Annotated in this window: 23 protein-coding genes; 20 read left to right on the top strand and 3 right to left on the bottom strand. The window is 61.0% G+C overall.

The features are described from left to right. Positions 1 to 33: 33 nt before the first annotated feature. The 9 genes from rimP to QKB66_RS03825 all read left to right on the top strand — a co-directional run bounded on the left by rimP (position 34) and on the right by QKB66_RS03825 (position 9,550). Positions 34 to 600: a ribosome maturation factor RimP gene (rimP, locus tag QKB66_RS03865; protein WP_414252729.1), complete on the top strand. Its 567-nt coding sequence runs from the start codon at positions 34 to 36 to the stop codon at positions 598 to 600. Further along, positions 597 to 1,613 (top strand): transcription termination factor NusA, encoded by a 1,017-nt coding sequence (nusA, locus tag QKB66_RS03860; RefSeq protein WP_414252728.1) that lies wholly within the window; start codon positions 597 to 599, stop codon positions 1,611 to 1,613. The genes rimP and nusA overlap by 4 nt, the downstream gene beginning before the upstream one ends. Positions 1,614 to 1,743: 130 nt before the next feature. After that, on the top strand, positions 1,744 to 2,055 hold the full coding sequence (locus QKB66_RS03855; RefSeq protein WP_248091681.1) for a YlxR family protein: 312 nt from the start codon (positions 1,744 to 1,746) through the stop codon (positions 2,053 to 2,055). A gap of 164 nt (positions 2,056 to 2,219) precedes the next feature. Next, positions 2,220 to 5,066 carry a translation initiation factor IF-2 gene (gene infB / locus QKB66_RS03850; RefSeq protein ID WP_414252727.1) on the top strand — a complete coding sequence of 949 codons (2,847 nt, stop codon included), beginning with the start codon at positions 2,220 to 2,222 and terminating at the stop codon, positions 5,064 to 5,066. 168 nt (positions 5,067 to 5,234) lie between these two features. Then, positions 5,235 to 5,678 carry a 30S ribosome-binding factor RbfA gene (rbfA, locus tag QKB66_RS03845; RefSeq protein WP_070733318.1) on the top strand — a complete coding sequence of 148 codons (444 nt, stop codon included), beginning with the start codon at positions 5,235 to 5,237 and terminating at the stop codon, positions 5,676 to 5,678. Position 5,679: 1 nt separating this feature from the next. Then, positions 5,680 to 6,672 (top strand): DHH family phosphoesterase, encoded by a 993-nt coding sequence (locus tag QKB66_RS03840; protein WP_147760413.1) that lies wholly within the window; start codon positions 5,680 to 5,682, stop codon positions 6,670 to 6,672. A gap of 77 nt (positions 6,673 to 6,749) precedes the next feature. Next, positions 6,750 to 8,024 (top strand): MATE family efflux transporter, encoded by a 1,275-nt coding sequence (locus tag QKB66_RS03835; RefSeq protein ID WP_311517852.1) that lies wholly within the window; start codon positions 6,750 to 6,752, stop codon positions 8,022 to 8,024. A 30-nt stretch (positions 8,025 to 8,054) separates the two neighbouring features. Next, positions 8,055 to 8,882 carry a metallophosphoesterase family protein gene (locus tag QKB66_RS03830; protein WP_062044087.1) on the top strand — a complete coding sequence of 276 codons (828 nt, stop codon included), beginning with the start codon at positions 8,055 to 8,057 and terminating at the stop codon, positions 8,880 to 8,882. Further along, complete coding sequence (locus QKB66_RS03825; RefSeq protein WP_414252726.1) at positions 8,882 to 9,550, top strand: 4'-phosphopantetheinyl transferase family protein; 669 nt, start codon at positions 8,882 to 8,884, stop codon at positions 9,548 to 9,550. The genes QKB66_RS03830 and QKB66_RS03825 overlap by 1 nt, the downstream gene beginning before the upstream one ends. Before the next feature lie 29 nt (positions 9,551 to 9,579). Here QKB66_RS03825 and truB read toward each other — a convergent pair whose 3' ends face one another. Continuing rightward, the gene (truB, locus tag QKB66_RS03820) at positions 9,580 to 10,473 is read right to left on the bottom strand and encodes a tRNA pseudouridine(55) synthase TruB (protein WP_248091688.1); all 894 of its coding nucleotides are present in this window, start codon (positions 10,471 to 10,473) and stop codon (positions 9,580 to 9,582) included. 37 nt (positions 10,474 to 10,510) lie between these two features. On the opposite strand from truB, the gene QKB66_RS03815 reads away from it, so the two are divergent. The 4 genes from QKB66_RS03815 (at position 10,511) to QKB66_RS03800 (ending at position 13,329) form a co-directional block, all read left to right on the top strand. After that, on the top strand, positions 10,511 to 11,536 hold the full coding sequence (locus QKB66_RS03815; protein WP_248092069.1) for a bifunctional riboflavin kinase/FAD synthetase: 1,026 nt from the start codon (positions 10,511 to 10,513) through the stop codon (positions 11,534 to 11,536). After that, positions 11,537 to 12,469 carry a nucleoside hydrolase gene (locus tag QKB66_RS03810; protein WP_070733306.1) on the top strand — a complete coding sequence of 311 codons (933 nt, stop codon included), beginning with the start codon at positions 11,537 to 11,539 and terminating at the stop codon, positions 12,467 to 12,469. 167 nt (positions 12,470 to 12,636) lie between these two features. Continuing rightward, positions 12,637 to 12,906, top strand: a complete 270-nt coding sequence (rpsO, locus tag QKB66_RS03805; protein ID WP_070733304.1) for a 30S ribosomal protein S15 — start codon at positions 12,637 to 12,639, stop codon at positions 12,904 to 12,906. A 108-nt stretch (positions 12,907 to 13,014) separates the two neighbouring features. Further along, on the top strand, positions 13,015 to 13,329 hold the full coding sequence (locus QKB66_RS03800; protein WP_061923115.1) for a DUF4288 domain-containing protein: 315 nt from the start codon (positions 13,015 to 13,017) through the stop codon (positions 13,327 to 13,329). Between the two features lie 13 nt (positions 13,330 to 13,342). Here the strand turns inward: QKB66_RS03800 and QKB66_RS03795 are convergent, their stop codons facing one another. After that, positions 13,343 to 13,855, bottom strand: coding sequence for a CPBP family intramembrane glutamic endopeptidase (locus QKB66_RS03795; protein ID WP_061923112.1), 513 nt, complete (start codon positions 13,853 to 13,855; stop codon positions 13,343 to 13,345). A 149-nt stretch (positions 13,856 to 14,004) separates the two neighbouring features. Between QKB66_RS03795 and QKB66_RS03790 the strand changes: the two genes are divergently transcribed. Further along, positions 14,005 to 16,245: a polyribonucleotide nucleotidyltransferase gene (locus tag QKB66_RS03790; RefSeq protein ID WP_414252725.1), complete on the top strand. Its 2,241-nt coding sequence runs from the start codon at positions 14,005 to 14,007 to the stop codon at positions 16,243 to 16,245. Positions 16,246 to 16,409: 164 nt separating this feature from the next. Here QKB66_RS03790 and QKB66_RS03785 read toward each other — a convergent pair whose 3' ends face one another. Further along, positions 16,410 to 16,808, bottom strand: coding sequence for a VOC family protein (locus tag QKB66_RS03785; protein ID WP_061923103.1), 399 nt, complete (start codon positions 16,806 to 16,808; stop codon positions 16,410 to 16,412). A gap of 149 nt (positions 16,809 to 16,957) precedes the next feature. Between QKB66_RS03785 and dapB the strand changes: the two genes are divergently transcribed. The 6 genes from dapB to QKB66_RS03755 all read left to right on the top strand — a co-directional run bounded on the left by dapB (position 16,958) and on the right by QKB66_RS03755 (position 25,820). Continuing rightward, on the top strand, positions 16,958 to 17,704 hold the full coding sequence (dapB, locus tag QKB66_RS03780; RefSeq protein WP_070588380.1) for a 4-hydroxy-tetrahydrodipicolinate reductase: 747 nt from the start codon (positions 16,958 to 16,960) through the stop codon (positions 17,702 to 17,704). A gap of 33 nt (positions 17,705 to 17,737) precedes the next feature. Further along, positions 17,738 to 18,487 (top strand): FAD-dependent thymidylate synthase, encoded by a 750-nt coding sequence (thyX, locus tag QKB66_RS03775; RefSeq protein WP_070497230.1) that lies wholly within the window; start codon positions 17,738 to 17,740, stop codon positions 18,485 to 18,487. Positions 18,488 to 18,574: 87 nt separating this feature from the next. Next, on the top strand, positions 18,575 to 19,483 hold the full coding sequence (dapA, locus tag QKB66_RS03770; RefSeq protein ID WP_070497231.1) for a 4-hydroxy-tetrahydrodipicolinate synthase: 909 nt from the start codon (positions 18,575 to 18,577) through the stop codon (positions 19,481 to 19,483). A gap of 2 nt (positions 19,484 to 19,485) precedes the next feature. Next, complete coding sequence (locus QKB66_RS03765) at positions 19,486 to 21,591, top strand: ribonuclease J (RefSeq protein ID WP_248091703.1); 2,106 nt, start codon at positions 19,486 to 19,488, stop codon at positions 21,589 to 21,591. A 79-nt stretch (positions 21,592 to 21,670) separates the two neighbouring features. Next, the gene (locus tag QKB66_RS03760; RefSeq protein WP_414252858.1) at positions 21,671 to 22,309 is read left to right on the top strand and encodes a TIGR03085 family metal-binding protein; all 639 of its coding nucleotides are present in this window, start codon (positions 21,671 to 21,673) and stop codon (positions 22,307 to 22,309) included. Positions 22,310 to 22,442: 133 nt separating this feature from the next. Next, positions 22,443 to 25,820 carry a DNA translocase FtsK 4TM domain-containing protein gene (locus tag QKB66_RS03755; protein WP_414252724.1) on the top strand — a complete coding sequence of 1,126 codons (3,378 nt, stop codon included), beginning with the start codon at positions 22,443 to 22,445 and terminating at the stop codon, positions 25,818 to 25,820. The last annotated feature ends 42 nt before the right edge of the window (positions 25,821 to 25,862 follow it).

The raw sequence follows: 25,862 nt of genomic DNA, 5'->3' as shown, positions 1-25,862 counted from the left end.
AAGACCTTACACGTAACAGTTAGGCTAGAGCGCATGGCTTTTCCAGATGCAGAACAATTAACTGAACTACTCCAACCATTGCTGGAGCCCCGCGGACTCGACGTGGAGGACATAAAGACCACCAAGGCGGGAAAGAAATCCCAGGTCATCATCCGCATCGATGGTGATAGTCGACCGAGCTCCGATGTCCTGGAAGAAGTCTCCAATCAGATCTCCCAATTCTTCGATGCCAAGGAAGAAACAGGCGAGTTGAACTTTGGCGCAGGCTACACCCTGGAGGTCTCGACCCCGGGCGTCGATCTGCCATTTACCGCCCCGCGCCACTGGCGCCGCAACCGTGGCCGCCTCGTCGCATTTGAAACTGCTCCAGGCAAGACCGAAGTGGCTCGTATCGGTGCGCTTTCCGCGGATGAGGCTGCGGTAGCGCTTATCACTACGGTGAAGAAGCAAGTCCAATTCCGCATCGAGCGATTGGAAAATATCCACCGCGCGGTGGTAGAAATTGAATTTGCTAAACCTTCTGCGGACGAGCAGGAGGCAGCGCAGCAGACGTTTGAATATGCCGAGCAGAACTCGGCAACCCGAGAGGATGAAAAGTGAATATTGATCTAGAGGCACTCCGTACGATCCAGAACGAGCGCGGCGTCCACGTCAAGGACCTGCTCGAAGCGATCGCGAGTGCCTTGTTGTATTCGTACCTGGATTATCGCAAGCAGTCGGCAGAAACCAAGGCGGAGGGCACCAAGTCCCGCGTTGACATCGACGCCGACACCGGTGCAGTTTCCGTCATCGTCACGGAGACTGACCTGGAAACTGGCGAGACTTTGAGCGAGTACGACGATACACCAGAAAACTTTGGTCGCTTCGGTGTGCAGGCAGTGCGCGAGGCCATCATCCGTAAGCTGCGCGAGGCAGAAGCCGAGCACACCTATGAGTCCTATTCGGAGCTGACAGGGCGCGTCGTATCCGGCGTCGTCCAGCGCGATGTGCGCGCCAACGAGCGCGGCGTCGTTGTGGTCCAGCTCGGTACTGAACTAGATTCCCAGGACGCTATCTTGCTGCCCGCTGAGCAGCTGCCGGGTGAGAAACTCGAGCACGGTGACCGTATCAAGGCATATGTTGTGGGAGTTACCCGCAACGGCGCGCAGGTGCAGATCACCCTTTCGCGCACCCACCCGGAGCTGGTGCGCGGCCTGTTCGAGCTGGAAATCCCTGAGGTGGGCGACGGCACCGTCGAGCTCGTGGCCATCGCGCGTGAGGCCGGACACCGCTCCAAGGTGGCAGTGGTGGGCCACGCTAAGGGCCTTAACGCCAAGGGCGCCTGCATTGGTCCACGTGGCCAGCGTGTCAACAACATCATGCGTGAGCTCGGCGGCGAGAAGATCGACATCATCGATTACAGCGAGGATCCAAGCGTCTACGTGGGCAACTCCCTGGCGCCGTCCAAGGTTGTCCGCGTTGAGGTCATTGACCACGAAGCACAGGTTGCGCGCGTGACCGTTCCGGATTACCAGCTGTCTTTGGCAATTGGTAAGGAAGGCCAGAACGCTCGCCTGGCGGCGCGTCTTACCGGTTGGAAGATCGACATCCACTCCGATGCAAAATCCAACTAGTAATCGGGCTGCACTGGGATAAAGGTACTAATTAAGGTTCTGCCAGGTTTTCGCGTAAGCTAGATAACGGCCCACATGCAGAAAAAGCTGTGGCGTTTTTCAGGTAAGCGCGAAAACGTAAGGGAGTTGGATGTCACTGAGACAACCACAGTCAGACCCTCACGTACGTATTCGTACCTGTATTGCTACGCGCCGCCGCTTTCCCGATACGCAGCTATTGCGTGTTGTCGTTGACCGCGATGACCCAAGCGGCCGGCGTGTCGTGGCGGATCCGCGGCGCCGCCTTCCCGGAAGGGGAGCCTGGATTAGCCCGGAACTTTCTGCATTAGAGCTGGCGGAGCGCACCCGAGCATTTCGGCGCGCGCTTCGGCTATCCACTGAGGTGGATACAGGTCACGTACGTGAGTACCTGGAGAAGTTGGCGAAAGCCGGCGATTCATAGGTGCATTCGTGAAGGCACCGCGCCTTCACGAGCCAGAGTTAAAGGAAGACCGAACACTGATGAGCGCACAACGATGAAGCATCAGCGATGAAAGTCCATAGCCATTAACTAGGGGTCAGGCCACTTCCAGGCCTTGGCTCCTAGTAACGATCACAAGGAGACAAGTGCCCGGAAAGCTACGTGTTCACGAGCTCGCAAAGCAGCTCGGAGTAACCAGCAAGGAACTACTCGCCACGCTCAAGGAGCAGGGCGAATTCGTCAAGACTGCTTCTTCTACCATTGAACCTCCAGTGGTAAAGAAGATGCGCGCCCACTACGAGGCGCAGTCCGGCGGCGAGAAGCCAGCCGGTGAGAAGTCGGCAGAGCAGAAGCCTGCCGCAAACAAGGACGCTAAGCCAGCTAAGGCTGAAGGCGCCGCCAAGGTAGAAAAGCCTGCAGCTAACGCGCCAAAGCCAGACGCACCGAAGCCAGGCGCCCCGAAGCCAGGCGCCCCGAAGCCGGGAGCTGCCAAGCCAGGTGCAAAGCCTGCCGCAAAGGATTCTGCTTCCGCACAGGCAGAGCAGAAGTCTGCTGCCAAGCCAGGCGCCCCGAAGCCAGGTGCTGCCAAGCCGGGCCCGAAGGGTGGTCAGAAGCCACAGGCAAACGGCGCGGACAAGTCCGCTTCTAAGTCTGCCCCGAAGCCGGGTGCAGAGCGTCCAAACCCAGGCAACGCTATGCCTCGTCCAATGCCGAAGCCGGGCGGCACCCGCCGCGTGGCCAACAACCCGTTCTCCACGGGTGGTGGCGAGGGCGGCCGTCCAGGACCACGTCCGGGCGGCTCCAAGGGTCAGCGTTCTGGCGGCAAGCCAGGCGATAACCGCGGCGGCAAGGGCGGCGGACGCTCGGGCCAGGGCGAGGGCAACCAGCGTCAGGGGCAGGGCGGCGGTCGTCGTCCATCGCCGGCCATGATGCCTTCGCATCCAAACCCGGCAGCCATGCCGTCTAAGTCCTCCAACGGTGGCGGCGGTGGCCGCGGCCGCGGTGGGCGTGGCCAGGGTGGACCAGGCGGTCCAGGTGGCTTCCGTGGTGGCGGACGCGGCGGACGTCGCGGCGGTACCGCAGGTGCATTCGGTCGTCCAGGTGGCGCACCGCGTCGCGGCAAGAAGTCGAAGCGTCAGAAGCGCCATGAGTTTGAAGAGCAGCAGAAGCATGAGGTAGGCGGCGTACGCCTGCCTGACGGCAAGGGCAAGACCATTCGTCTGCGCCGCGGTGCTTCCTTGGCTGACTTCGCAGAGAAGATTGGTGCAGATCCAGCAGCATTGGTGCAGGCACTGTTCAACTTGGGCGAGATGGTTACCGCAACCGCTTCCGTTTCCGAAGAAACACTGCAGCTGCTCGGCGCTGAGATTCACTACGACGTTCAGGTCGTCTCCCCAGAGGACGAGGACCGTGAGCTGCTCGAGTCCTTCGATCTGAAGTTCGGTGAGGACGAAGGTGGCGAAGAGGCGCTGGAGAACCGTCCTCCAGTCGTTACCGTCATGGGTCACGTTGACCACGGTAAGACCCGCCTTTTGGACTCCATCCGTAAGACCAACGAGCGCGAGGGCGAGGCCGGCGGCATCACCCAGGGCATCGGTGCATACCAGACCACCGTTGAACTGGAAGATGGCGAGCGCACCATCACCTTCCTGGATACCCCGGGTCACGAGGCGTTTACCGCTATGCGTGCACGTGGTGCGAAGTCCACCGACTTGGCAATCCTGGTTGTCGCAGCAGATGACGGCGTTATGCCGCAGACCGTTGAGGCAATCAACCACGCCAAGGCTGCGGACATCCCAGTTGTGGTTGCAGTCAACAAGATCGATAAGCCAGAGGCTTCCCCAGACAAGATCCGTGGCCAGCTCACCGAGTACGGCCTGGTGCCGGAGGAGTACGGCGGCGACACCATGTTCGTCGACATCTCTGCAAAGCAGGATCTGCACATCGATAGCCTGCTTGAGGCAGTCATCCTGACTGCTGATGCAGCGCTTGAGCTGACTGCTAACCCAGAGATGGACGCACAGGGCGTTGCCATCGAGTCTCACCTCGACCGTGGCCGCGGCCCGGTTGCCACCGTCATCGTCCAGCGCGGTACCCTCCGCGTTGGTGACTCCATCGTCGTCGGTGACGCTCACGGCCGTGTCCGCCGCATGCTCGACGAGTTCGGTAACGACGTCGAAGAGGCTGGTCCATCCCGTCCGGTTCAGGTCCAGGGCCTCAACGGTGTTCCGGGCGCCGGCGACAACCTGCTCGTGGTCGAAGATGACCGCGTGGCACGCCAGATTGCTGCACAGCGTGATGCCCGTAAGCGTTCCGCTCTGCAGGCAAAGGCTCGCAAGCGCGTCTCTCTCGAGGATCTGGATGCAGTTCTCAAGGAGACCTCGACCCTCAACCTCATCCTCAAGGGCGACAACGCCGGTTCGGTGGAAGCCCTGGAAGATGCGTTGTTGGACATCGAGATCGACGACGAGGTACAGCTCAACATCATCGACCGTGGCGTCGGTGCTGTAACCCAGACCAACGTCTCCCTGGCAGCGGCTTCCGACGCCATCATCATCGCCTTCAACGTTCGCGCTGAGGGTAAGGCAACCGAGGAAGCTAACGCCGAGGGCGTGGATATCCGCTACTACACGATTATCTACCGCGCCATCGAAGAGGTCGAGGCTGCTCTCAAGGGCATGCTTAAGCCAATCTACGAGGAGCGCGACACCGGTGCTGCGGAGATCCGTGCGCTGTTCAAGTCCTCCGCCGTCGGCACCATCGCGGGCTGCATGGTTACCGAGGGCAAGGTCAAGCGCAACGGCAAGGTCCGTCTCGTTCGCGATGGCAACGTCATTACTTCCGACGCCAAGATCGAGTCCCTGCGCCACGAAAAGGACGACGCAAACGAGATCAACGCCGGCTACGAGTGCGGTATGGTCCTGTCTTACCCGGACATCCAGGTGGGCGACCAGATCCAGGCCTACGAAGAGGTCGAGGTTCCGCGTACCTAGTCCGCAAGCGGCATAAATAGAATCGCCAGGTGTTTCCCCGATGGGGGAAGCCCTGGCGATTTTATTTGCAGCTTCTGCTGCAGGGCATGCATGCGGAGTAATGTAAGATGAACACGATTTTATAGATCTTGGTAGAGATCGCTAGTTCGACGGAGAAGGAGTTGCACCATGGTTGACCACGCGCGTGCTGCACGAATGGCCAAGCGTATTCAGGAAATCGTGGCGAGTGCTATCGAACGCGATATCAAGGATCGTCGCCTCGAGATGGTGACCATCACCGATACTCGCGTCACGGGCGATCTCCACGATGCCACCGTTTACTACACCGTGCGCGGCAAGGACATCGACTCCGAGCCGGACTTCGACAAGGCAGCAGAGGCACTCAACCGCGCGAAGGGCCAACTGCGCAAGATTGTGGGAGATCAGCTCTCCGTGCGCTTTACCCCGACGCTCGCCTTCGAAGTCGATACCGTTCCGGAGGCTTCCGCCCACATGGAAGATTTGCTGGAGCGCGCCCGCGCCCGCGATGCGGAGCTTGCCAAGCTGAAGGCCAATGCGAAGCCGGCTGGAGACGCGAACCCATACAAGGATTCCGATCGGGAAGAGGCCTAGGGTGCGCCGCGCCGATTATCAAGGCGCTGCCGACGCTTTGATAGAAGCGAGCAGCATTTGCATCATTACGCACCTGCGCCCCGATGCGGATGCTATCGGTTCTGCCGCCGCGTTGAACCTGGCGTTGCGCCAGCGGGGCAAGCAGACCCGCACCGTCATCGGCCAAGAACGCCCGATTTCGAACAATCTCTTCACCATCCCTGCCGCCGACGAGATCGAGCTCGTCAACACCCTGCCAAAAGGCTATGACCTTTATGTCACGGTGGACTGTGGTTCCATCGACCGCACCGGCGCTCTCATGGGGGAGTTGGAGAAGATGGCGGGCACCGGCCGGGTACTGTGCATCGACCACCACGCATCGAATCGCGGTTTCGGTTCCATCAATCTGATTGATCCGGAGTGCGAGTCCACCACTGTGGTGCTTCTCGACGTCCTCGATATGCTCTCCGTGCAGATCGATCGCGGGATTGCACATTGCCTTTATGCCGGTCTGGTCACCGACACTGGCAGCTTCCGCTGGGGCCGGCCAGCCATGCACGACATCGCTGCCCGCCTGATGTTCTATGGACTCGATACCAAGCAGATCGCAGTGGATCTGATGGACTCCAATACTGCCGACGACGTGCAGATGGTCGGCCGCGTGCTGTCTGGTCTGCGCATCATCGAAGCTGGCGAGCACCGCCTCGGCACGCTTATTGTGCCCGTTGAGGAAGTACAGTCGCACTCCGATTCCGCCGTGGAATCCATGGTGGACTTCGTGCGCGCGCTCAAGGGCACCGACATGGGCGTGGTGTTCAAAGAGCAACGCGCGGGAGTCTGGGCGGTGTCGCTGCGTTCTTCCACCGTTAACTGCGCGCAGGTGGCGCTCATGTTCGACGGCGGCGGGCACATCCCGGCGGCCGGCTATACGGCTCTGGGCAAGCCAGAAGAAATCATTGCTCATCTCGTCGACGCACTTGCCAATTACGACGAAGAAAATGCTGTAGGGGAGTAACCATCACGCGGCGCGAACAGGACAAAGCTTCGGCAGAGGCAGAAGATACTTCGAAGCCAGGTAAGGCAGTCACCCGTGTGAGCGCTGGTGAGGTATTTCGCCTCGCGTTTCCGGCGCTCGGCGTGCTCGCTGCCATGCCGCTCTACCTATTGCTGGATACGGCCGTGGTGGGCCGCTTGGGCGCGCACCAGCTGGCCGCACTTGGCGCTGCGGCAACCATCCACACGGTTGTCACTACCCAGCTGACCTTCCTTTCCTATGGCACAACCTCACGCGCCTCGCGGCTTTTCGGCGCCGGTAAAAAGGACGAGGCCGTAGCCGAGGGTGTTCAGGCTACCTACGTGGCCATCGGCGTGGGCATGACCCTGGCGGTCGTCATGTGGATCGGTGCCGGGCACTTTGCGCGCTGGCTAACCGGCAATCCAGAAACTGCCCAGGACACCGCGTTGTGGCTGCGCATCGCTGCCTTCGCTATCCCGCTTAATCTCATCGAGATGGCAGGCAACGGTTGGATGCGCGGCGTTCAGAACACTGTAAAACCGCTGCTTTTTACCCTGGCCGGCCTCATTCCTGGCGCCATCGCTGTGCCAGTATTCGTCCACCAGTGGGGCCTTGCCGGCTCCGCCTGGGCCACGGTGTTGGGCATGGCTATCATGGCCTCGCTCTTCCTGTGGGAACTTCACCGTGAGCACGTGGGCTCCTGGCGGCTGCAGTGGGGCGTCGTCAAGCGCCAGCTCGTGTTGGGTCGCGATCTCATCGTGCGCTCTGCCAGCTTCCAGGTGGCCTTCCTTTCGGCCGCCGCCGTGGCCTCCCGCTTCGGAACGGCCCAGCTTGCCGCGCATCAGATCATGATTCAGTTGTGGAACTTCCTATCCCTCGTGCTGGATTCTCTGGCCATCGCCGCCCAGGCGTTGACCGGCGCGGCGCTCGGCGCGGGCTCGGCCAAGCACGCGCGCAGCGTCGGCACCAAGGTCACTTTCTACTCCACGGCCTTTGCGCTCGGGCTCGGCGCAGTCCTAGCCCTGGGCATCGGCATCATCCCTGCTCTTTTCACTACCGATGCAGTGGTGCTCGAGGTCATCCGGCTGCCGTGGCTCATCATGATTGTCATGGTGGTTCTGGGAGGCGTGGTCTTTGCACTCGACGGCGTCCTGCTCGGTGCCAGCGATGCCGCCTTCCTGCGAACGCTGACCGTCGTTTCGGTGCTCTGCGGATTCCTGCCCGGCGTGTGGGCGGCTTACGCCTTGGGCGCGGGCCTGCCCGGCGTGTGGTGCGGCCTTGCGCTGTTTGTTTTCATCCGTTTCCTCGGCGTGGTCTATCGCTTCCGCTCGATGCGCTGGGCTGTGGTCTAACCTGAAGGAGAACGCAGAAAGGAGCACGCCATGGCCACCTTATGGGCGGTGTCAGATCTCCACGCGGCAGTGCGCGCTAATTCCAGCCGCATCGATGAGCTTTACCCGGAAGATCCTGCCGATTGGCTCATCGTGGCCGGTGACGTGGCCGAGCGCACCGAACTCGTACTGCGCATCCTCACTAAGCTTTCGCGGCGCTATGCCAAGGTGATCTGGGTGCCGGGAAACCACGAGCTCTTCTCGCGTTCCCAAGATAGGTGCCAGGGCCGCGCCAAGTATGACGAGTTGGTGGAGGGCTGCCGTGAAATCGGCGTGGTGACTCCGGAAGACCCATATCCCGTCTTCGGCGGGGTGACCATCGTGCCGCTGTTTACTCTTTATGATTACAGCTTCCGCCCACCTGGCACCACCGTCGAGGGCGCCCTAGAGCGTGCCCGTGAACGCCAGATTGTCATGACTGATGACTTCGCCATCGCTCCCTTCGTCGACGTTCGCGCCTGGTGCTGGGATCGCCTTGCCTATTCCATCAAGCGCCTTTCCCGGGTAAGTGGGCCTACGGTGTTGGTCAATCACTGGCCGCTGGTTCAAGAACCCACTCTGCGCATGGCGTGGCCGGAAATCGCCCTGTGGTGCGGCACTCGCCATACCCGCTCGTGGGCGCGGCGCTATAACGCGCAGGCGGTCATCTACGGTCACCTGCATCTGCCCGGCCGCACCAACGTCGATGGGGTAGACCACATCGAGGTCTCACTGGGCTATCCCCGCGAGTGGGAGGCGCACGGCCATCTCCAGCAGTGGCCCTATCCGGTCCTACACAGTGATGAGCCCGCGTCCTCGGCGCTTGAGGAGGTGCGCTAATGCTGGAACCACACCTGTTCCCAGATACCGCCCGCTACTGCTACGTGCGCACCGACGCTGCGCTTACGGATTTGATGAATTACACGCAGCTGGACCCGCAGGAGCAATCCTTGGTCTCCCAGGCAGTAGACGTGCGCAAGGCGGAATTTGGAGACGCCCGCTGGTGCGCGCATCGCGCTTTGCAGGAGCTGGGCTGTGCAAGTCAGGAGCCCATCATGCGCGGCGAGCGGGGCATGCCGCTGTGGCCGCACGGCTATACCGGTTCCATGACGCATACAGAGGGCCTGCGCGCGGCGGTAGCGGCTCCGAGTAGACATGTGCGCTCCATGGGCCTCGACGCCGAACCCGCCGAGCCATTGCCCGATCACGTGCTGACCATGATCGCGCGCGCAGGGGAGATGGCGCAGTTAACGCAGCTTGCCGACGCCGGGATTGACTGCCCCGATCGCCTCTTGTTCTGCGCCAAGGAAGCCACGTACAAGGCGTGGTTTCCCATGACACATCGCTGGCTGGACTTCGACCAGGCAGAGATCGACCTGCGCCTCGATGGCACATTGATCTCCTATATCTTGGCCCGTCCGACCCCCGTGCCGCTGATTAGCGGCCGCTGGATTATCCGCGATGGCTTCGTCATCGTCTCCACGGTGGTGCCCGCGGTGGGCTTTTAGTGGTGGGCCCTCAATAGCCCACCACGGGCTTAAAGCGTCGACGGCCGCGCCACGAAGACCGTGGCCAGGCGCTTTCCTTTTTCCTTGATGAGCGCAATCGAGCGACCATCAGGATCTACTGCCGCATAGGTGCCCTTTAGCCCGCGCGGCTCGAGCCATTTGCCCATGGCGAGCGCCTTTGCCTCGTCTTCGGTGACCTGAAGGACAGGGTAGGAGCGGGCGAGCGCCTCGTCGAGGCTAAGCGATAAGGCCGGAGCCTCTGCAAGCTCGTCGAGAGTGCGGGCGTCGCCAAGCTTAAAAGGCCCTACCTCCGTGCGGCGCAGGGCGGTGAGGTGACCGCCCACGCCGAGCGCCTCACCTAAGTCGCGGGCGAGGGAGCGAATATAGGTGCCAGACGAGCAATCAACGGTGACGTCGAGGTCCAGGTACTCACCTTCGATACGGTGGGCGAGGATGTCGAAGCGGCTGACCGTAACCGGGCGGGCGGGGATTTCCACCTCTTCGCCCTCGCGCACGCGCTCGTGGGCGCGCTTGCCGTCGATCTTGATAGCAGAGACCGCAGCGGGGCGCTGCATGATGTCACCGGTGAGAGCTGCGACCTCTTTATTGACCTGCTCCATATCGAGTTCGCTTGCAGGCTCGCCCCAGGTGCGCTCGCCCTCGGCGTCGTCAGTATGCGTCGCCATGCCAAGGCGAATAGTGGCGTCGTAGGACTTGGTTGACGCGACCATGTGCGCGAGGAACTTGGTGCCGCGTTCCAAACCGACCACCAAAACGCCGGTGGCCATCGGGTCGAGGGTGCCTGCGTGGCCCACCTTGCGGGTGTGAAATATGCGGCGGAGGCGGCCCACCACATCGTGTGAGGTCATGCCTTGCGGCTTGTCCACTACCACCAGGCCAGAATTTGCGAGCGCATCAGTCATGCCCTGCAGTCTATTCCACGCCTCGCCGTGCATTAGCATGGTGGCCGTGGATATTTGGTACGGAATCGACAGCATCCCCGGTGACTTTGGCCCGACTGCGGTGACCATCGGCGTCTTTGACGGCGTACACCGCGGCCATCAGCAGCTGATCAATAATGCGGTGAGCTATGCGCGCGCGGAGGAATTGCGCACGGTGATGGTGACTTTTGATCCGCACCCCGTCGCGGTCTTCCTCCCGGAGCGCGCGCCGCTGTCCGTGGTGACGTTTGAGCGGCGCCTGCAGCTGGCGGAAGAGATGGGCATCGATGCGGTGCTCGTCATCGACTTCACCAAGGAGCTCGTGGGCACGACTCCGCAGCACTACGTCGAAGACCTGATTGTGGGAAAGCTGCATGCGCGTCACGTGGTCGTGGGGGAGAACTTCACGTTCGGTGCGGGCGCGAGCGGCACGGCGGACGCGATGGTGGAGTTCGGCAAAACCTATGGCTTTAGCGTCGACGTGGTGCCGCTGCTTGACGACGCCGGGGTGCGAATCTGCTCCACAAACATCCGCGCTAACCTGGCGGCGGGCGAGATTGCCAAGGCTAACTGGGCGCTTGGCCGCCACTTCTCAGTGACTGGCCCGGTGGTGCGCGGTGCCGGGCGCGGCGGCAAGGAGCTCGGTTTTCCCACCGCCAATCAGTACTTCCCGGACAGCGTGGCTATTCCGGCCGATGGCGTCTATGCGGGTTGGTTCATCCTGGAGCCGGCTGAGGCACCCGTCGAGGGCAACATGGACCATGGCGTGGCTTATGCGGCAGCGATCTCCGTGGGCACGAACCCGACCTTCGGCGACGAAGAACGTTCCATCGAGTCCTTCGTGCTGGATCGCGACGCCGATCTCTATGGGCACGTGGCCACCGTGAAGTTCGTGGATCATCTGCGCGACATGGTGAAGTTCAACTCGGTAGAAGAGTTGCTGGACGCGATGGCAGCAGATGTGGCCAAGGCACGTGAGGTCCTCGCCGAGGATGCTAAGGCCCGCGGTTGGGAGAAGGACGAGTACTTCCTGCAGGAGGGCTAAATGAAGGTCATTTTGGATCTCGATACCGGGATCGACGATGCCCTGGCGCTGGCCTATGCGCTGGCGCACCCAGGCCTCGAGCTCATCGGCGTGACGGTGACTTATGGCAACGTGCCTGTGGAACTGGGCGTGCGCAATACCTTGGTGCTGCTGGAGCTGCTCGGCGCGGGCGACGTCCCGGTCTTTGCCGGTGAGCAGCCGGCGGGATTCCAGGTCAAGCCAATTTCCGCCTTCATCCATGGCCGAAACGGTATTGGCGACGTCCTGCTTCCGCCGCCGCGCGGGCAGGTACAGGAAGAATCCGCGGTGGAGTTTCTGTGCCGGGCGGCGCGTGAACATGGCGAAGACCTGGTGATTATCCCGACTGGGCCGTCCACCACGATTGCGGCGGCGCTGAAAGCTGAACCGGCACTCGCGGATACTCGCATCGTCATGATGGGCGGCGCCCTGACCGTGCCGGGCAACGTCACCACCTGGTCTGAGGCCAATGTGGCGCAGGACCCCGCTGCCACGGACTTCCTCTTCCGCACTGCACGCGATGTCACGATGGTGGGCTTGGATGTTACGCTGCAAACGCTTCTGACCACTGCGGAGACACGGCAGTGGCGTGGGCTCGGTACGCGGGCCGGACGCGTTTATGCGGACATGCTCGACTATTACATCCGCGCCTACGCCGCCATCGAACCGGACCTGGGCGGTTGTGGCCTGCATGATCCGCTCGCGGTGGCCGTGGCGGCAGACCCTAGCCTGGTCACCTGCTTCGATACCAACCTGGCCTGCGAAACTACTGGCACGACCCCTGGCCGCACCATCGGCGATGTTGCCAGGATGCAAGAACTACACAAGGCTGCCCACGTGGCAGTAGATGTGGATGCCCCGCGTTTTGTGGCCGAGCTGATGGACAAGCTCGATTCGCTTCTGCAACAGCATTAACGTGCAGAAAGTGGCGTGCCTTCCTGCGGATTGTGCCAAGAAGCCGCAGTTTGGGTTTGGGGCAGAAAAGCTGTTAGAGTTATCCCTTGGCTTTGTGACTGCGGTCCGCAGCAGTTAAAGGCGCTAAGAATTTCATGCGGACTGAAATACAATAGGAGAAATCCAACATGGCTTTGAGCACTGAGAAGAAGGCAGAGATCCTCAAGGAGTACGGCCTGCACGAGACCGACACCGGCTCCCCAGAGGCACAGATCGCTCTGCTGACCTCCCGTATCAACACCCTGACCGAGCACCTGAAGTCCCACAAGCACGATCACCACTCCCGTCGTGGTCTGCTGCTGATGGTCGGTCGTCGCCGCGGCCTGCTGAAGTACCTCGCAGCTAACGACATCGATCGTTACCGTGACCTCATCTCCCGCCTGGGCCTGCGCCGCTAAGCCTTTCGGTAGCTTTCAGACCCCGTCTTCGGACGGGGTTTGTTGCGTTTTAGGGCCGCCTCGATCACGAAGCAGGTATCGCGGCCCCAGAGGCGGTAGCTTGGCACCATGGAACCTTATATCGGCATTGTCGTTTTTGAACTTGAATCGGTAGAGCCTAGCGAGCCGTCGTATTTCCGGGAAGATTTTGTCCTCGTCCGCGCCACAGACGACGATGAGGCGCGCGCGAAGGTCGAGGCGCTGGCGCGTAGCCAAGAATCGGCAGAGCATCCCACGAGCGTGATGCGCCACATCGTGGATGTCGCGCCCGCACTCGACGGCACGGTCGAGGGAGACGTGGACCTCTACGCGCGCCACTTTGCGTCGCTTGAGGACTATGCGCGCTTTGAAATGATGCTGGGAGGGCGCGACCCGTTCGCCTAGTCCCGAGCGTGGGCTACACGAGGAGCACTGCCGTGAGGATGTTGATGGTAGCGTGCACGGCGGCGCCGGGCCATAGAGAAGCACTTTTCTCGCGCAGCCAACCCATGGCGAAGCCGGTGGCAATCTGCAAAACAAAGAGCGGGATGAGGCTGATATCCAGCATGGCCAGCGGTAGGTGGATGAGGCCGAAGAGGAGGCCCTGCACTGTAATTCCCGCGCCGGCATTCCAGCGCTGGGTGATAATTCCTTGTAGAAAACCGCGGAAGAAGATTTCTTCGCCCACCGCGCGCAGCGCCATCGCAAGGAATCCCATTGCCGTTGTTGCAGTCGTGGTCTGCGCGACAACCTCCGCCGGCGCAGGCAACAAAGCGAGGTAGCTCAGCACCAGCAATACGAGCAGCATCACCGCTGCCCACGCCCACCCGCGCGCCCATGGACGTCCCAGTCCGCAGACGGCGACTGCCGGCTGGCGGCGCAGGAGAAGGTAGATGAGTGTGGGAAGCGACCACAGCAACAACATGACCATGGTTTAAGTCTAAGTCTGGACCGCGATTCGGGAAGCGTGATGTTCGACATAATCCCAGGAAAGCTGCTAAAATCGCTACTCGTTGTAGAAACCTAACCATTTTTAACCGGCGGCACCGATGATCGCCGGGCTACAAGGAGTAGAAAACTTTGAGCGCTAGAAACGCTGTTGAGTTCAACATTGATGAAGAATTCGGTATCACCGAAGCAGTCGCCACCCTTGACAATGGCGATTTTGGCACCCGCACCATCCGTTTCGAGACTGGCCAGCTGGCTCGTCAGGCGGGCGGCTCTGTCACCACTTACCTGGACGAGGACACCATGCTCCTGTCCACCACCACCGCCTCCAACCAGCCGCGTGAGGGCTTCGACTTCTTCCCTCTGACCGTGGACGTCGAGGAGCGCATGTACGCAGCCGGCAAAATTCCGGGCTCCTTCTTCCGTCGCGAAGGCCGTCCTTCCACCGAGGCCATCCTGGCCTGCCGTCTGATTGACCGTCCACTGCGTCCGACTTTTGTCAAGGGCCTGCGCAACGAGGTGCAGGTCGTTGTCACGGTGCTTTCCATGGCGCCGGAGGAGTACTACGACGTCATCGCCATCAACGGCGCATCTGCTTCCACCCAGCTTTCCGGCCTGCCGGTATCCGGCGCCGTCGGCGGCGTGCGCATGGCGCTTATCGCTGATGACAAGCATCCAGAAGGCCAGTGGGTTGCGTTCCCGAACCACGAGCAGCACGAGCGTGCGCTGTTCGAGATGGTCGTCGCCGGCCGCATTGTGAAGAAGGGCCGCAAGGAAGACGTTGCCATCATGATGGTCGAGGCAGGCGCCGGCATCAATGTTGCAGAGCGCATCAAGGAAGGCGCACCGGCACCGCAGGAATCCACCGTTGCCGCAGGCCTTGAAGCAGCAAAGCCATTCATCAAGACCCTCTGCGAGGCGCAGGCAGGTCTGGCTGAGCGCGCTGCTAAGGAAACCCAGGAGTTCCCGCTCTTCCCGCCATACACCGATGACGTATTTGCCGCCGTGGAAAAGGCAGCCTCCAAGAAGCTGGAGAAGCTGATGACCATCCCCGGCAAGCAGGACCGTGACGACGCTACCAACGAGTACATGGAGCAGGTCGAGGCGGATCTCCTCGAGAAGTTTGAGGATGAGGATGCCTCCAAGCAGATCCGCGCTGCGTATAACGCTGTCATGAAGGCCATCGTGCGCAAGAAGATCCTCACCGAGGGCTTCCGTATCGACGGCCGTGGCGTCACCGACATCCGTGACCTGGGCGTCGAGGTTGACCTCATCCCACGCGCACACGGTTCCTCCCTTTTCGAGCGCGGTGAGACCCAGATCCTGGGCGTTACCACCCTGGACATGCTCAAGATGGAGCAGCAGATCGATTCCCTGACTCCGGTCACGGGCAAGCGCTACATGCACCACTACAACTTCCCGCCGTACTCCACCGGTGAGACCGGCCGCGTTGGCTCCCCGAAGCGCCGCGAGATCGGCCACGGTGCTCTTGCCGAGCGTGCCCTGCTGCCGGTCATCCCTTCCCGTGAGGACTTCCCGTACGCCATCCGTCAGGTCTCTGAGGCCCTCGGCTCCAACGGTTCTACTTCCATGGGCTCGGTTTGTGCTTCCACGCTGTCCCTGTACAACGCTGGTGTGCCGCTGAAGGCCCCGGTTGCAGGTATCGCAATGGGCCTGGTTTCCGGTGAGGTAGACGGCAAGGAGAAGTTCGTCGCTCTGACTGACATCCTGGGCGCCGAGGATGCATTCGGTGACATGGACTTCAAGGTCGCAGGTACCTCCGAGTTCATCACCGCGCTGCAGCTGGACACCAAGCTCGATGGCATCCCGTCCAAGGTCCTGGCTAAGGCACTGGAGCAGGCTCGCGACGCCCGCGCCACCATCCTGGAGACCATGGCTGAGGTCATCGAAGGACCAGACGAGATGTCTGGTCTGGCTCCGAAGATCACTTCCGTGAAGATTCCGATCAACAAGATCGGCGAGCTCATCGGTCCGAAGGGCAAGACCATCAACTCGATTACCGAGGAGACCGGTGCTGAGGTCTCCATTGAGGAAGATGGCACCGTCTACATCTCTGCTGCCACGGGCGAGGCTGCCGACGCCGCGATCGAGAAGGTTAACTCCATCGCTAACCCGCAGCTGCCGAAGGTCGGCGAGCGCTTTTTGGGCACCGTCGTTAAGACCGTCGCCTTCGGTGCCTTCGTCTCCCTGACCCCGGGCCGCGATGGCCTCATCCACATCTCGAAGCTCGGCGGCGACGAGCGCATCGAGAAGGTCGAGGACGTCGTCAACGTCGGCGATAAGATTCAGGTCGAAATCGCAGACATCGACAACCGCGGAAAGATCTCCTTGGTTCCAGTCGAAGAGGCTTAAGGCTTCAGGCTTTAGGCTTTAGGCCTTATGACCTAAAGCCTTGAGCATTCCAAAATAGAAAATCTCCTCCGCTCAACATCTGCTTAAAGTTTAAGCTGGCGCTGCTATTGCGGCGTGAAATGTTGAGGGAGGAGATTTTTGTGTCTTGTTAGTTTTGAAAGGCTTTAATGCTTGAGCTGGACTAGCTGAATCAGGTTGCCCACTGTGTCGTCGAAGACGGCGATGATGGAAGGGCCGACGTCGGTTGGCTCCATGGTGAAATTAACGCCCTTTGCGCTGAGCTTTTCGTACTCGGCCTGCACGTCCTCAGACAGGAACTGGGTAAACGGAATGCCGTCTTTTTTGAGTGCCTCGGTAAAAGGAGCTGCTGCTGGAGGGCCATTGGGCTCTAGCAGGAGTTCGATGCCGCTTCCGTCGGCTGGACCGGAGGCGTTGGTGACAGTGAGCCAACGGAAGTCGCCGTGCGTGACATCGTCTTTGACCTTGAATCCCAAGGTGTTGACGTAGAAATCGTGGGCGCGAGCGACGTCGTCGACAAGCACGGAAGCAATATAGATACGCATGGCACAAAGTCTGCGTTGCCAACTGGCGCGTTAGACTGGTCGGCGTTGGGGCAGGCAATAAGGCCTGCGCTAGATGTAGCGTGCTTATACGTATTTAAATTTAGATTGAACATCGAACATTGAATATTGAACAGGGCAAAGGAGCATTTATGGCTATCAAAGTTGGCGTTTTGGGTGCGAAGGGCCGCGTGGGTCAGGCGATTGTAGAAGGCGTTAATGCGGCAGATGACCTCGAGCTGGTCGCTGAGGTTGACCGCGATACCGACCTGCAGGTGCTGGTGGATAGCCACGCCGAGGTTATCGTTGACTTCACCCAGCCATCTTCGGTGATGGCAAACCTTGAGTTCTGCATTGGCAACGGCATTCACTGCGTCGTGGGCACCACCGGTTTCGACGCAGACCGCCTGGCACAGGTCGAGGAGTGGACCAAGCAAGATGGCGCAGGCAACGTCCTGATTGCACCAAACTTTGCCATCTCCGCCGTGCTGACCATGTTTTTCGCAGCACAGGCTGCGAAGTACTTCGAGACCGCCGAGGTTGTGGAGTACCACCACCCAACCAAGCTGGATGCGCCTTCTGGCACCGCCATCCACACCGCGCAGGGCATTGCGGCCGCCCGCAAGGAAGCAGGCCTAGGTCAGATGCCGGACGCTACCGAGCAAGCTCTCGAAGGCGCACGCGGCGCCGACGTCGACGGTGTCCCAGTCCACGCCGTGCGTACCCGCGGCATGGTTGCCCACGAGGAGGTCATCTTTGGCGCCCAGGGGCAGTCCTTGACCATCCGCCAGGATTCCTATGATCGTTCTTCCTTCACCCCGGGCGTGCTGGTTGGCGTTCGCCAGATTGCAGAGCACCCAGGGCTGACCGTGGGTCTTGAGAAGTACTTGGGCCTATAAGTCGGACTATCAGGGAGACATAAGGCACTAGACATGGCACGCATTAGCGAACTGGACGTCCAGCTCATCGCGGCAACGCAGTTCCACCCGCCGCAGGGCATCGAGTGGGAGAGGGAACAGGCAGCCTCCGATGGCGAGGCTCTCGTCGAATTTGCCGGCCGGGCTTGCTACGAGTCCTTCGATAAGCCGAACCCGCGCACCGCGACAAACTCGGCCTACCTGCGCCACATTCTGGAGGTCGGCCACGACGCATTGCTGGAGCACGCTACGGCTACGTTGTATATCCGCGGCCTGTCGCGCTCTGCCAGTCATGAGCTGGTGCGCCACCGCCACTTTTCCTTCTCCCAGCTCTCGCAGCGCTATGTCCACCCGGAGGAAACTCAGGTGGTGCTGCCCAAGCTCATTGCTGAAGACGAGCAGCTGACGCGGCTTACTATGCAGGCCGTTGATGAAACTCGCTTTGTCTATAACGAGCTGCTCAGCGCGCTGGAGAGCAAGTTAGAAGATGAGCCCAACGCACTGCTGCGCAAGAAGCAGGCTCGGCAGGCGGCACGTGCGGTGTTGCCCAATCTCACGGAAAGCCGCATCGTGGTTACCGGAAACTACCGCGCTTGGCGTCACTTCATCGGCGCGCGTGCCACAGAGCAGGCGGATACCGAGATGCGCGAGTTAGCTATTGCCTGCCTAAAGCTGTTGCGGGAGCAGTCGCCGGTGGTATTCGATGACTTCCACATCACCCAGCTTGCCGACGGCACCGAAATGGCATCGAGCCCATACGCCTAGCTCAAGTCCGTGGCGGTGGCCATAGCTTGTTCCGCCACGCGACCCCGATGAACAAAATTTCGCGGGAAGCGGGTAATCTTGACGGCTATGAGCACAGGTATGACAGCAAAGACAGGCGTAGAAACCTTCGGACGTGTCGGAGTAGCCATGGTCACCCCGTTTGACGGGGATGGCAAACTCGATGTCGCTGCGGGACGCCGGCTGGCAGCTCACCTCGTTGACAACGGTATCGACTCTTTGATTCTGGGCGGTACCACCGGTGAATCGCCGACGACAACGCTGGATGAAAAGCTAACGCTGCTCAAGGCCGTCAAGGAAGAAGTAGGGGACCGCGCAAAGATCTGCGCTGGAGCAGGTACCAACAACACCGCCACCTCGATTGAGATGGCAAAGGCTTCCGCAAAAGCGGGAGCAGACAGCCTGCTCGTCGTGACCCCTTACTACTCCAAGCCTTCGCAGGAAGGCGTGTATGCGCACTTCGCAGCGATTGCTCAGGCAACTGATACCCCAATTTGTCTCTATGACATTCCTGGCCGCTCGGGCATTCCGATTGCGACGGATACCATCCGTCGCCTCGCGGAATTGCCGACTATTCAGGCCATCAAGGACGCCAAAGGCAACCTTGGTGCAGCCACCCCACTTATTCAGGAGACCGGCCTCGCCTGGTACTCCGGCGATGACCCGCTAAACCTGCCTTGGCTGACCTTGGGCGCATCTGGCGTCATCTCCGTGGTTGGCCATGCAGCACCGCGCGGTCTCGCAGATCTTCTGGATGCCTTCGAAGAAGGCGATCTTGCACGCGCAAGGGAGATCAATGCACAAACTTTGACCCCGCTCATCCAAGCTCAAGCACGCTTGGGAGGAGCAACACTCGCAAAGGCTGCCCTGCGCCTGCAGGGCATCGAAGTCGGAGATCCTCGTCTGCCTGTTGTCGCAGCAAGCGAGCAGGAGATTGAGGAACTTCGCCGTGATATGGAAAAGGCTGGAGTCCTTTAAGAATGACTGAACCCCGTAACCGTTCCCGCAAGGTTACCCGCAAGGCGGGCCCACCAGCGGAAACCGAGTCCGCCTCCAACGAGGCGGCTTCGCCGGTTTTTCAGGCACCGAGCAACTCGGAGCCAAAGCAGGAATCCGGCGACAAGAAATCCAATAACAACGGCAATTCCGAGAACTCGAACGGCGGCAACCGCCGCTCGCGTTCCCGTGGCTCCCGTGGTGGTCGCGGTCGCGGCCGTGGCGGCAACAACGCCGAGAACAACGGAAATAACAACAACGGCAATAACGGCAACAACAATGGTGGCCGTGGCAACCGCAACAACAACCGCGGTCGCCGCAACGTTCCGAAGTCCATGCAGGGCGCGGATCTGACCAAGCGCCTGCCGCAGCCGCCGAAGCAGCCGAAGGATGCCCTGCGCATCTACGCTCTGGGCGGTATTTCAGAGATCGGTCGTAACATGACCGTCTTTGAGTACCAGGACGAGCTGCTCATCATTGACTGTGGCGTGCTCTTCCCGTCCTCCGGGGAGCCGGGCGTGGACCTTATCTTGCCGGACTTTGGCCCGATCGAAAAGAAGATCGACAAGGTCAAGGCGCTCGTGGTTACCCACGCTCACGAGGACCACATTGGTGCTATCCCGTGGCTTCTCAAGCTGCGCCCGGATATCCCAATCGTGGCATCGCGCTTTACCATCGCCCTGATTGCGGCGAAGTGTAAGGAGCACCGCCAGAAGCCGAAGTTCGTTGAGGTCAACGAGAAGTCCGATGTGAACTACGGTCCGTTCCGTCTGCGCTTCTGGGCAGTTAATCACTCCGTGCCAGATGCATTGGGCATCATGCTGGGCACCCCGGCTGGCAATATCATCCACACTGGTGACATCAAGCTGGACCAGACCCCGCTGGATAACCGTCCGACCGACCTTCCGGCGCTGTCTCGCTACGGCGACGAGGGCGTCGACCTCATGCTCTGCGATTCCACCAACGCGAACATCCCAGGCGTTTCCGCATCTGAGGGCGATATCCCGGCTACCTTCCGCCGCTTGGTCTCCAATGCCAAGCAGCGCGTCATCATTGCGTCCTTCGCCTCGAACGTCTACCGCGTGCAGGCGGCTATCGACGCCGCCGTTTACGCTGGCCGCAAGGTCGCGTTCAACGGCCGTTCCATGATGCGCAACATGGAAATCGCCGAGAAGATGGGCTTCCTTAAGGTTCCGCGCGGCACTATCGTCCCGATCGATGAGGCTGCCAAGATGGCACCGCACAAGGTCCTTCTGATTACCACCGGTACCCAGGGCGAGCCGATGGCGGCACTGTCGCGCATGGCGCGTCGCGAGCACCGCCAGATCACCGTTCGCGATGGCGATCTGATCATCTTCTCTTCCTCCCTGATTCCGGGTAACGAAGAGGCCGTCTACGGTGTGATGAACATGCTCTCCCAGATTGGTGCCGAGGTTGTCACCAACAAGGAGGCTAAGGTTCACGCTTCCGGCCACGGCTACGGCGGCGAGCTTTTGTTCCTCTACAACGCTGCACGTCCGAAGAACGCTATGCCGGTCCACGGCGAGTGGCGCCATCTGCGTGCGAACAAGGAATTGGCTGTCTCTACTGGCGTCGCCCGCGACCGCGTAGTTCTCGCCCAGAACGGCGTCGTTGTAGACCTGCGCAAGGGTCGCGCCGAGGTCGTTGGCCAGATCACGGTGGGCAACCTCTACGTCGATGGTGTTTCCATGGGTGACGTCGATGCCGATACCTTGGCAGACCGCACCAACCTGGGTGCTGGCGGCGTTGTCTCCATCACCTGTGTCATCGACAACCGCACCTCGCGTCTGCTCGAAAAGCCCGCGGTTTCCACCACGGGCTTCTCCGACGACGACCGTGGAATCGTGCCAGAGGTTGCCGAGATCGTGGAAAACACCATGAACGATCTCGCTGCCGAAGGTGAGAACGATACCTACCGCATGGTCCAGAAGGTCCGCCGCAAGGTCACCAAGCTCATGGATTCCAAGTACAAGCGTGAGCCGGTCATCCTGCCGACCATCATTCCGACCAACTCTGGTCCGTTGCTTGCAGACGACGATGAGGTAGAGGCTTCCCGCGAGTCCCTTTAGAATCTTTTTAGAATCCTTTAGGTTTGGCAGCGCGTATCGAGCCGCCTTGTTCGCCTGACGGCGTGTGCCCCAGCAGTCTATGCTGGGGCACATGTCGTTTTCTTCTGCTGAGCGCGCCAAGCTGGTGACGCTATTTCATAAGCTCGGACCAGACGCTCCCACCCTCTGCCAGGGCTGGAGCACCCGCGATCTAGCTGCCCACCTGTGGGTGCGTGAGAACCGTCCCGACGCTGCGGCGGGCATGCTGGTCCCACAGCTTGCCGGCCGTCTCGACGCCGCGATGGAGCAGGCGGCTGCCCGCGATTTCACCGAGCTCGTCGATGACTGGGGGAGGGGAGCCGGACGCGCCAACCCAATGCGTCTTGTTGACTCCAAGATCAATCTCACCGAGCACTTTGTCCACCACGAGGACGTGCGCCGGGCCAATGGCATGACTGAGCAACGCGAGTTCTCCGCGGTGGTTTTGGGCGAGCTGTATAAGGCTCTGAAAATGCTCGCGCCACGCATGCTGAATAAGTCTTCCAAGCCGGTCGTGTTGTATCCGGAGAACTTTGGCCGTATTGTCGTCGCGGACGATAGGAAGGTCGCCGATCGCGGCGATGACGTCGTCCGCGTGATGGGGCCCGTTCCAGAGCTCGTGCTGTGGGTCTTTGGCCGCGATGCTTGCTCGCTGAAAATTGAGGGTGACGTAAGCGCCGTCGTTAGGTCAACCCTCTAGGCTAGATATGGCCGCGTACTTCTTGCGGACAGCCCCACAGGCCCGCAGACGCATCATTAACTAAGGAAAATACTTCCCCGAAACCCGTGTGGCGTATGTGATTAGTGGGGTGTGGGCTACTAGAGTGGCTAGCATGTCTGTCAAAAACGCACCGTCACGCGCCTCGCATCGCGGCCGCTCCGGCAAGGGGGCGGCCCGTCCTGCGAATCGATCGCGCCCCTTGGGGCGGTCTGGAGCGGCCAAGTCCACGTCGCGGAATGCGGCAGAGAACCTGACGCTTACTTCCGCCAACCGCGCTGCTGATCCCTCTTATGAGCGGACCGGCAGCGCATTTCGTGCTGTCGGGCGTGGCCTAAGTGCCGCATTCGGTGCCACCGCGCGTGGCATGGGCGATATGACGCGCGGCGTTAGCCGCGGTTTTGGCAATCTGCGTCCGAGTGACGGCGGGGCAGAAGGCTATGAAGAATTCGCATACGACGATGCAAGGGAGCCAGAGGAAATTTCTACTCGCGGCAAACAAAAGAAAAACAAGGTGACCCGCGCAAAGGCCACAGAAGATCGCGCAGCGCGCGAGCATGAGCTCGATGAGCATCCGGCAACTGCTCCTGATGCAATCGCGCGCGAAGAGCGCACCATCCAGATTTCCAACCCAGATGCCGTTGCTTTAACACTTATCGGCGTAGCCATCGTCTTGGCATGCGCGGTTTGGTTCGACATCGTTGGCGTTATCGGCGCCTATCTCACCGACGCCGTGCGCTATGTCATCGGCGCGGGCGCTTACGTCTTGCCGGTCGCCCTGATCGCGCTCGCCATGGCGCTGATGATGGGAGTTTCCGGCGTAGCTGGCCGTCTGCAGCCCCGCGTGATGGGCGGCATCGGCCTCATCATTGTTTCGATGCTGGGCCTAATTCACATCTTCGCCGGTCTGCCCAAGCTTTCCTGGCATGATAACGCGGCTGGCGACGCCGGCGGTGCCATCGGCTTTGCCGTAGGCCAGCTTTTGGAGGCAGCATTTTCCGCCTACGTCGCCGTGCCGCTGCTTATCCTGCTCATCATCTACGGCGCTTTGAACGTCACGGGCATCACCTTGCGCCAGGCCTTCGACTACCTCTCTGCGCTCTTCAACGACCTGATGGCGGGCCTGCGCGAGAAGAAGGCCGAGCGTTATGGCGACTATGACGAGGACATCGACGACGATGCCTATGGCCACGTCGACGATGACATCGAAGACATTGCCGAAGGCCGCGAGCGCACCCCGCGTGATAAGCGCCAGCAGTCGCAGCCACGTCGCGCGCGGCGCCAGGCCCCACGCCGCTTGGCGACGCCGATGGATAACTACCCGGCAGATTACCAATCGGCCAACCCGCCCACCGTGTCCTTCGATTCCGCGAACACCAAGCCGGCTGCCCAAGAAGAAGAGCAAGCATTGCTTGACGAGGCCGGCCAGCCCACCGAAGCCTTTTCTAACGCCGCGCCGGTCCAGCACGGCCGCCCAGACTTCGCTGGCTCCCGCAACATCGAGGACACCGACGAGTTCCCGGCCGTGCGTGATGAAGAGCAGACCACCGTTTTGCCTTCTGCACCGCAGCGTCAAGAATCTGCACAGCCGACTCAGCAGCCGGCCCAGCAGCCGGCCGCACAACCTGTAGCCAAGAGGGCGTCGCCAAGCGTTGCTGGTGCCGCCGTTGCCGGCGCTGCTGGTGCGGCCGCAATGGACGCTGCTTCCGACGTTGTTTCTTCCGCACACGCGGAGGCAGTGCGCCTGTTCCAGCAGCGCTCCGGCCGCGATGCGGCGACGGGCAAGTCCGTGGAGGAGCCTGCTGCGCAGCAACAGGCCGCGCAGGCCCCTGCAGCGCAGCAACCGGCCGCCGCACAGGTTGGCGCGATGGGCAATGACTCCGACTACGACCTGCCTACCACCGCATTGTTGACCGCGGGCAAGCCCACCAAGGCGCGCACCGAGGCCAACGACCGCATCATCGAGGCGATTACCGATGTCTTTGAGGAGTTCAAGGTCAACGCGCAGGTCACCGGCTTTAGCCGTGGCCCGACAGTCACCCGCTACGAAATCGAGCTGGGACCAGGCGTGAAGGTCTCCAAGATTACGAACCTGCAGTCCAACCTGGCCTATGCCGTGGCGACGGACAACCTGCGCCTGCTGACCCCAATCCCGGGCAAGTCTGCGGTGGGTATCGAGGTTCCGAATGCGGACCGTGAGATGGTGCGCCTGCGTGACGTTCTGGATTCCCCGGCCATCGCCAGTGATGAGGACCCAATGCTCATCGGCCTGGGCAAAGACATCGAGGGCGAGTACTCGTCCTATTCCGTGCAGAAGATGCCGCACCTGCTCGTCGCCGGCGCCACCGGTTCCGGTAAGTCGGCGTTCGTGAACTCGATGCTGGTTTCCCTCCTGACGCGCGCGACCCCGGAGCAGGTCCGCCTCATCCTCGTTGACCCGAAAATGGTGGAGCTGACTCCTTACGAGGGCATCCCGCACCTTATTACGCCTATTATCACCCAGCCGAAGAAGGCGGCGGCGGCCCTGCAGTGGCTCGTCGAGGAGATGGAGCAGCGCTACATGGACATGAAGGCTGCCCGGGTGCGCAAGATCGAGGACTATAACCGCAAGGTCATCTCCGGCGAGCACCAGGCGCCGCTCGGCTCCGAGCGCGAGATGCGCCCGTACCCGTACATCGTCTGCGTCGTGGACGAGTTGGCCGACCTTATGATGACCGCGCCGAAGGAAATTGAGGAATCCATCGTGCGCATCACCCAGAAGGCGCGTGCGGCCGGCATCCACTTGGTGCTCGCAACTCAGCGACCTTCCGTGGACGTGGTCACCGGTCTTATCAAGACCAACGTTCCTTCCCGCCTGGCATTTGCTACCTCGTCCCTTACGGACTCCCGCGTCATTTTGGACCAAGGCGGTGCAGAAAAGCTCATCGGCATGGGTGACGGTCTCTTCATTCCGCAGGGCGGCCGTCCGGTGCGTATGCAGGGCGCTTTCGTCTCCGACGAAGAGGTGCAAGCGGTTGTCGACGCCGCGAAGGCCCAAGGCCAGCCCAACTACACCGAGGGCGTTACCGAGGAAAAGCAGTCCGAGGCAAAGAAGCAAATTGATGACGATATCGGCAAGGACATGGACGATCTGCTCGAGGCAGTCGAACTTGTGGTCACCGCCCAGTTTGGGTCGACGTCGATGCTCCAGCGCAAGCTGCGCATCGGTTTCGCCAAGGCGGGCCGCCTCATGGATCTCATGGAATCCCGCGGTGTCGTGGGCCCATCCGAGGGCTCCAAGGCACGTGAGGTGCTGGTCAAGCCGGAAGAACTCGACACCATCATCTGGATGATCAAGGGCGCCGACCCAGCAGAGGCACCGAAGGAAATCCAGGACGAGATGGCGCAGGCTGAATCGGCGGAAGATTCTTCCGCCGACGATGCCTCCGCCCCAAGTGGCGAGGACACGCGCACTGTCCAAGCGACGTATAACCCGTCCTCCGGCGCCTTCTAGGCAAAAAGTTTCTCGCCCCACCGCAGCCATTGCGGTGGGGTA

It is taken from the genome of Corynebacterium sp. c25Ua_89 (assembly GCF_047459735.1).
In the GTDB taxonomy this organism is placed as follows: domain Bacteria; phylum Actinomycetota; class Actinomycetes; order Mycobacteriales; family Mycobacteriaceae; genus Corynebacterium; species Corynebacterium simulans.
Note: the sequence above shows the minus strand (reverse complement) of the source record. Positions and strands in the feature narration are given on the sequence as shown.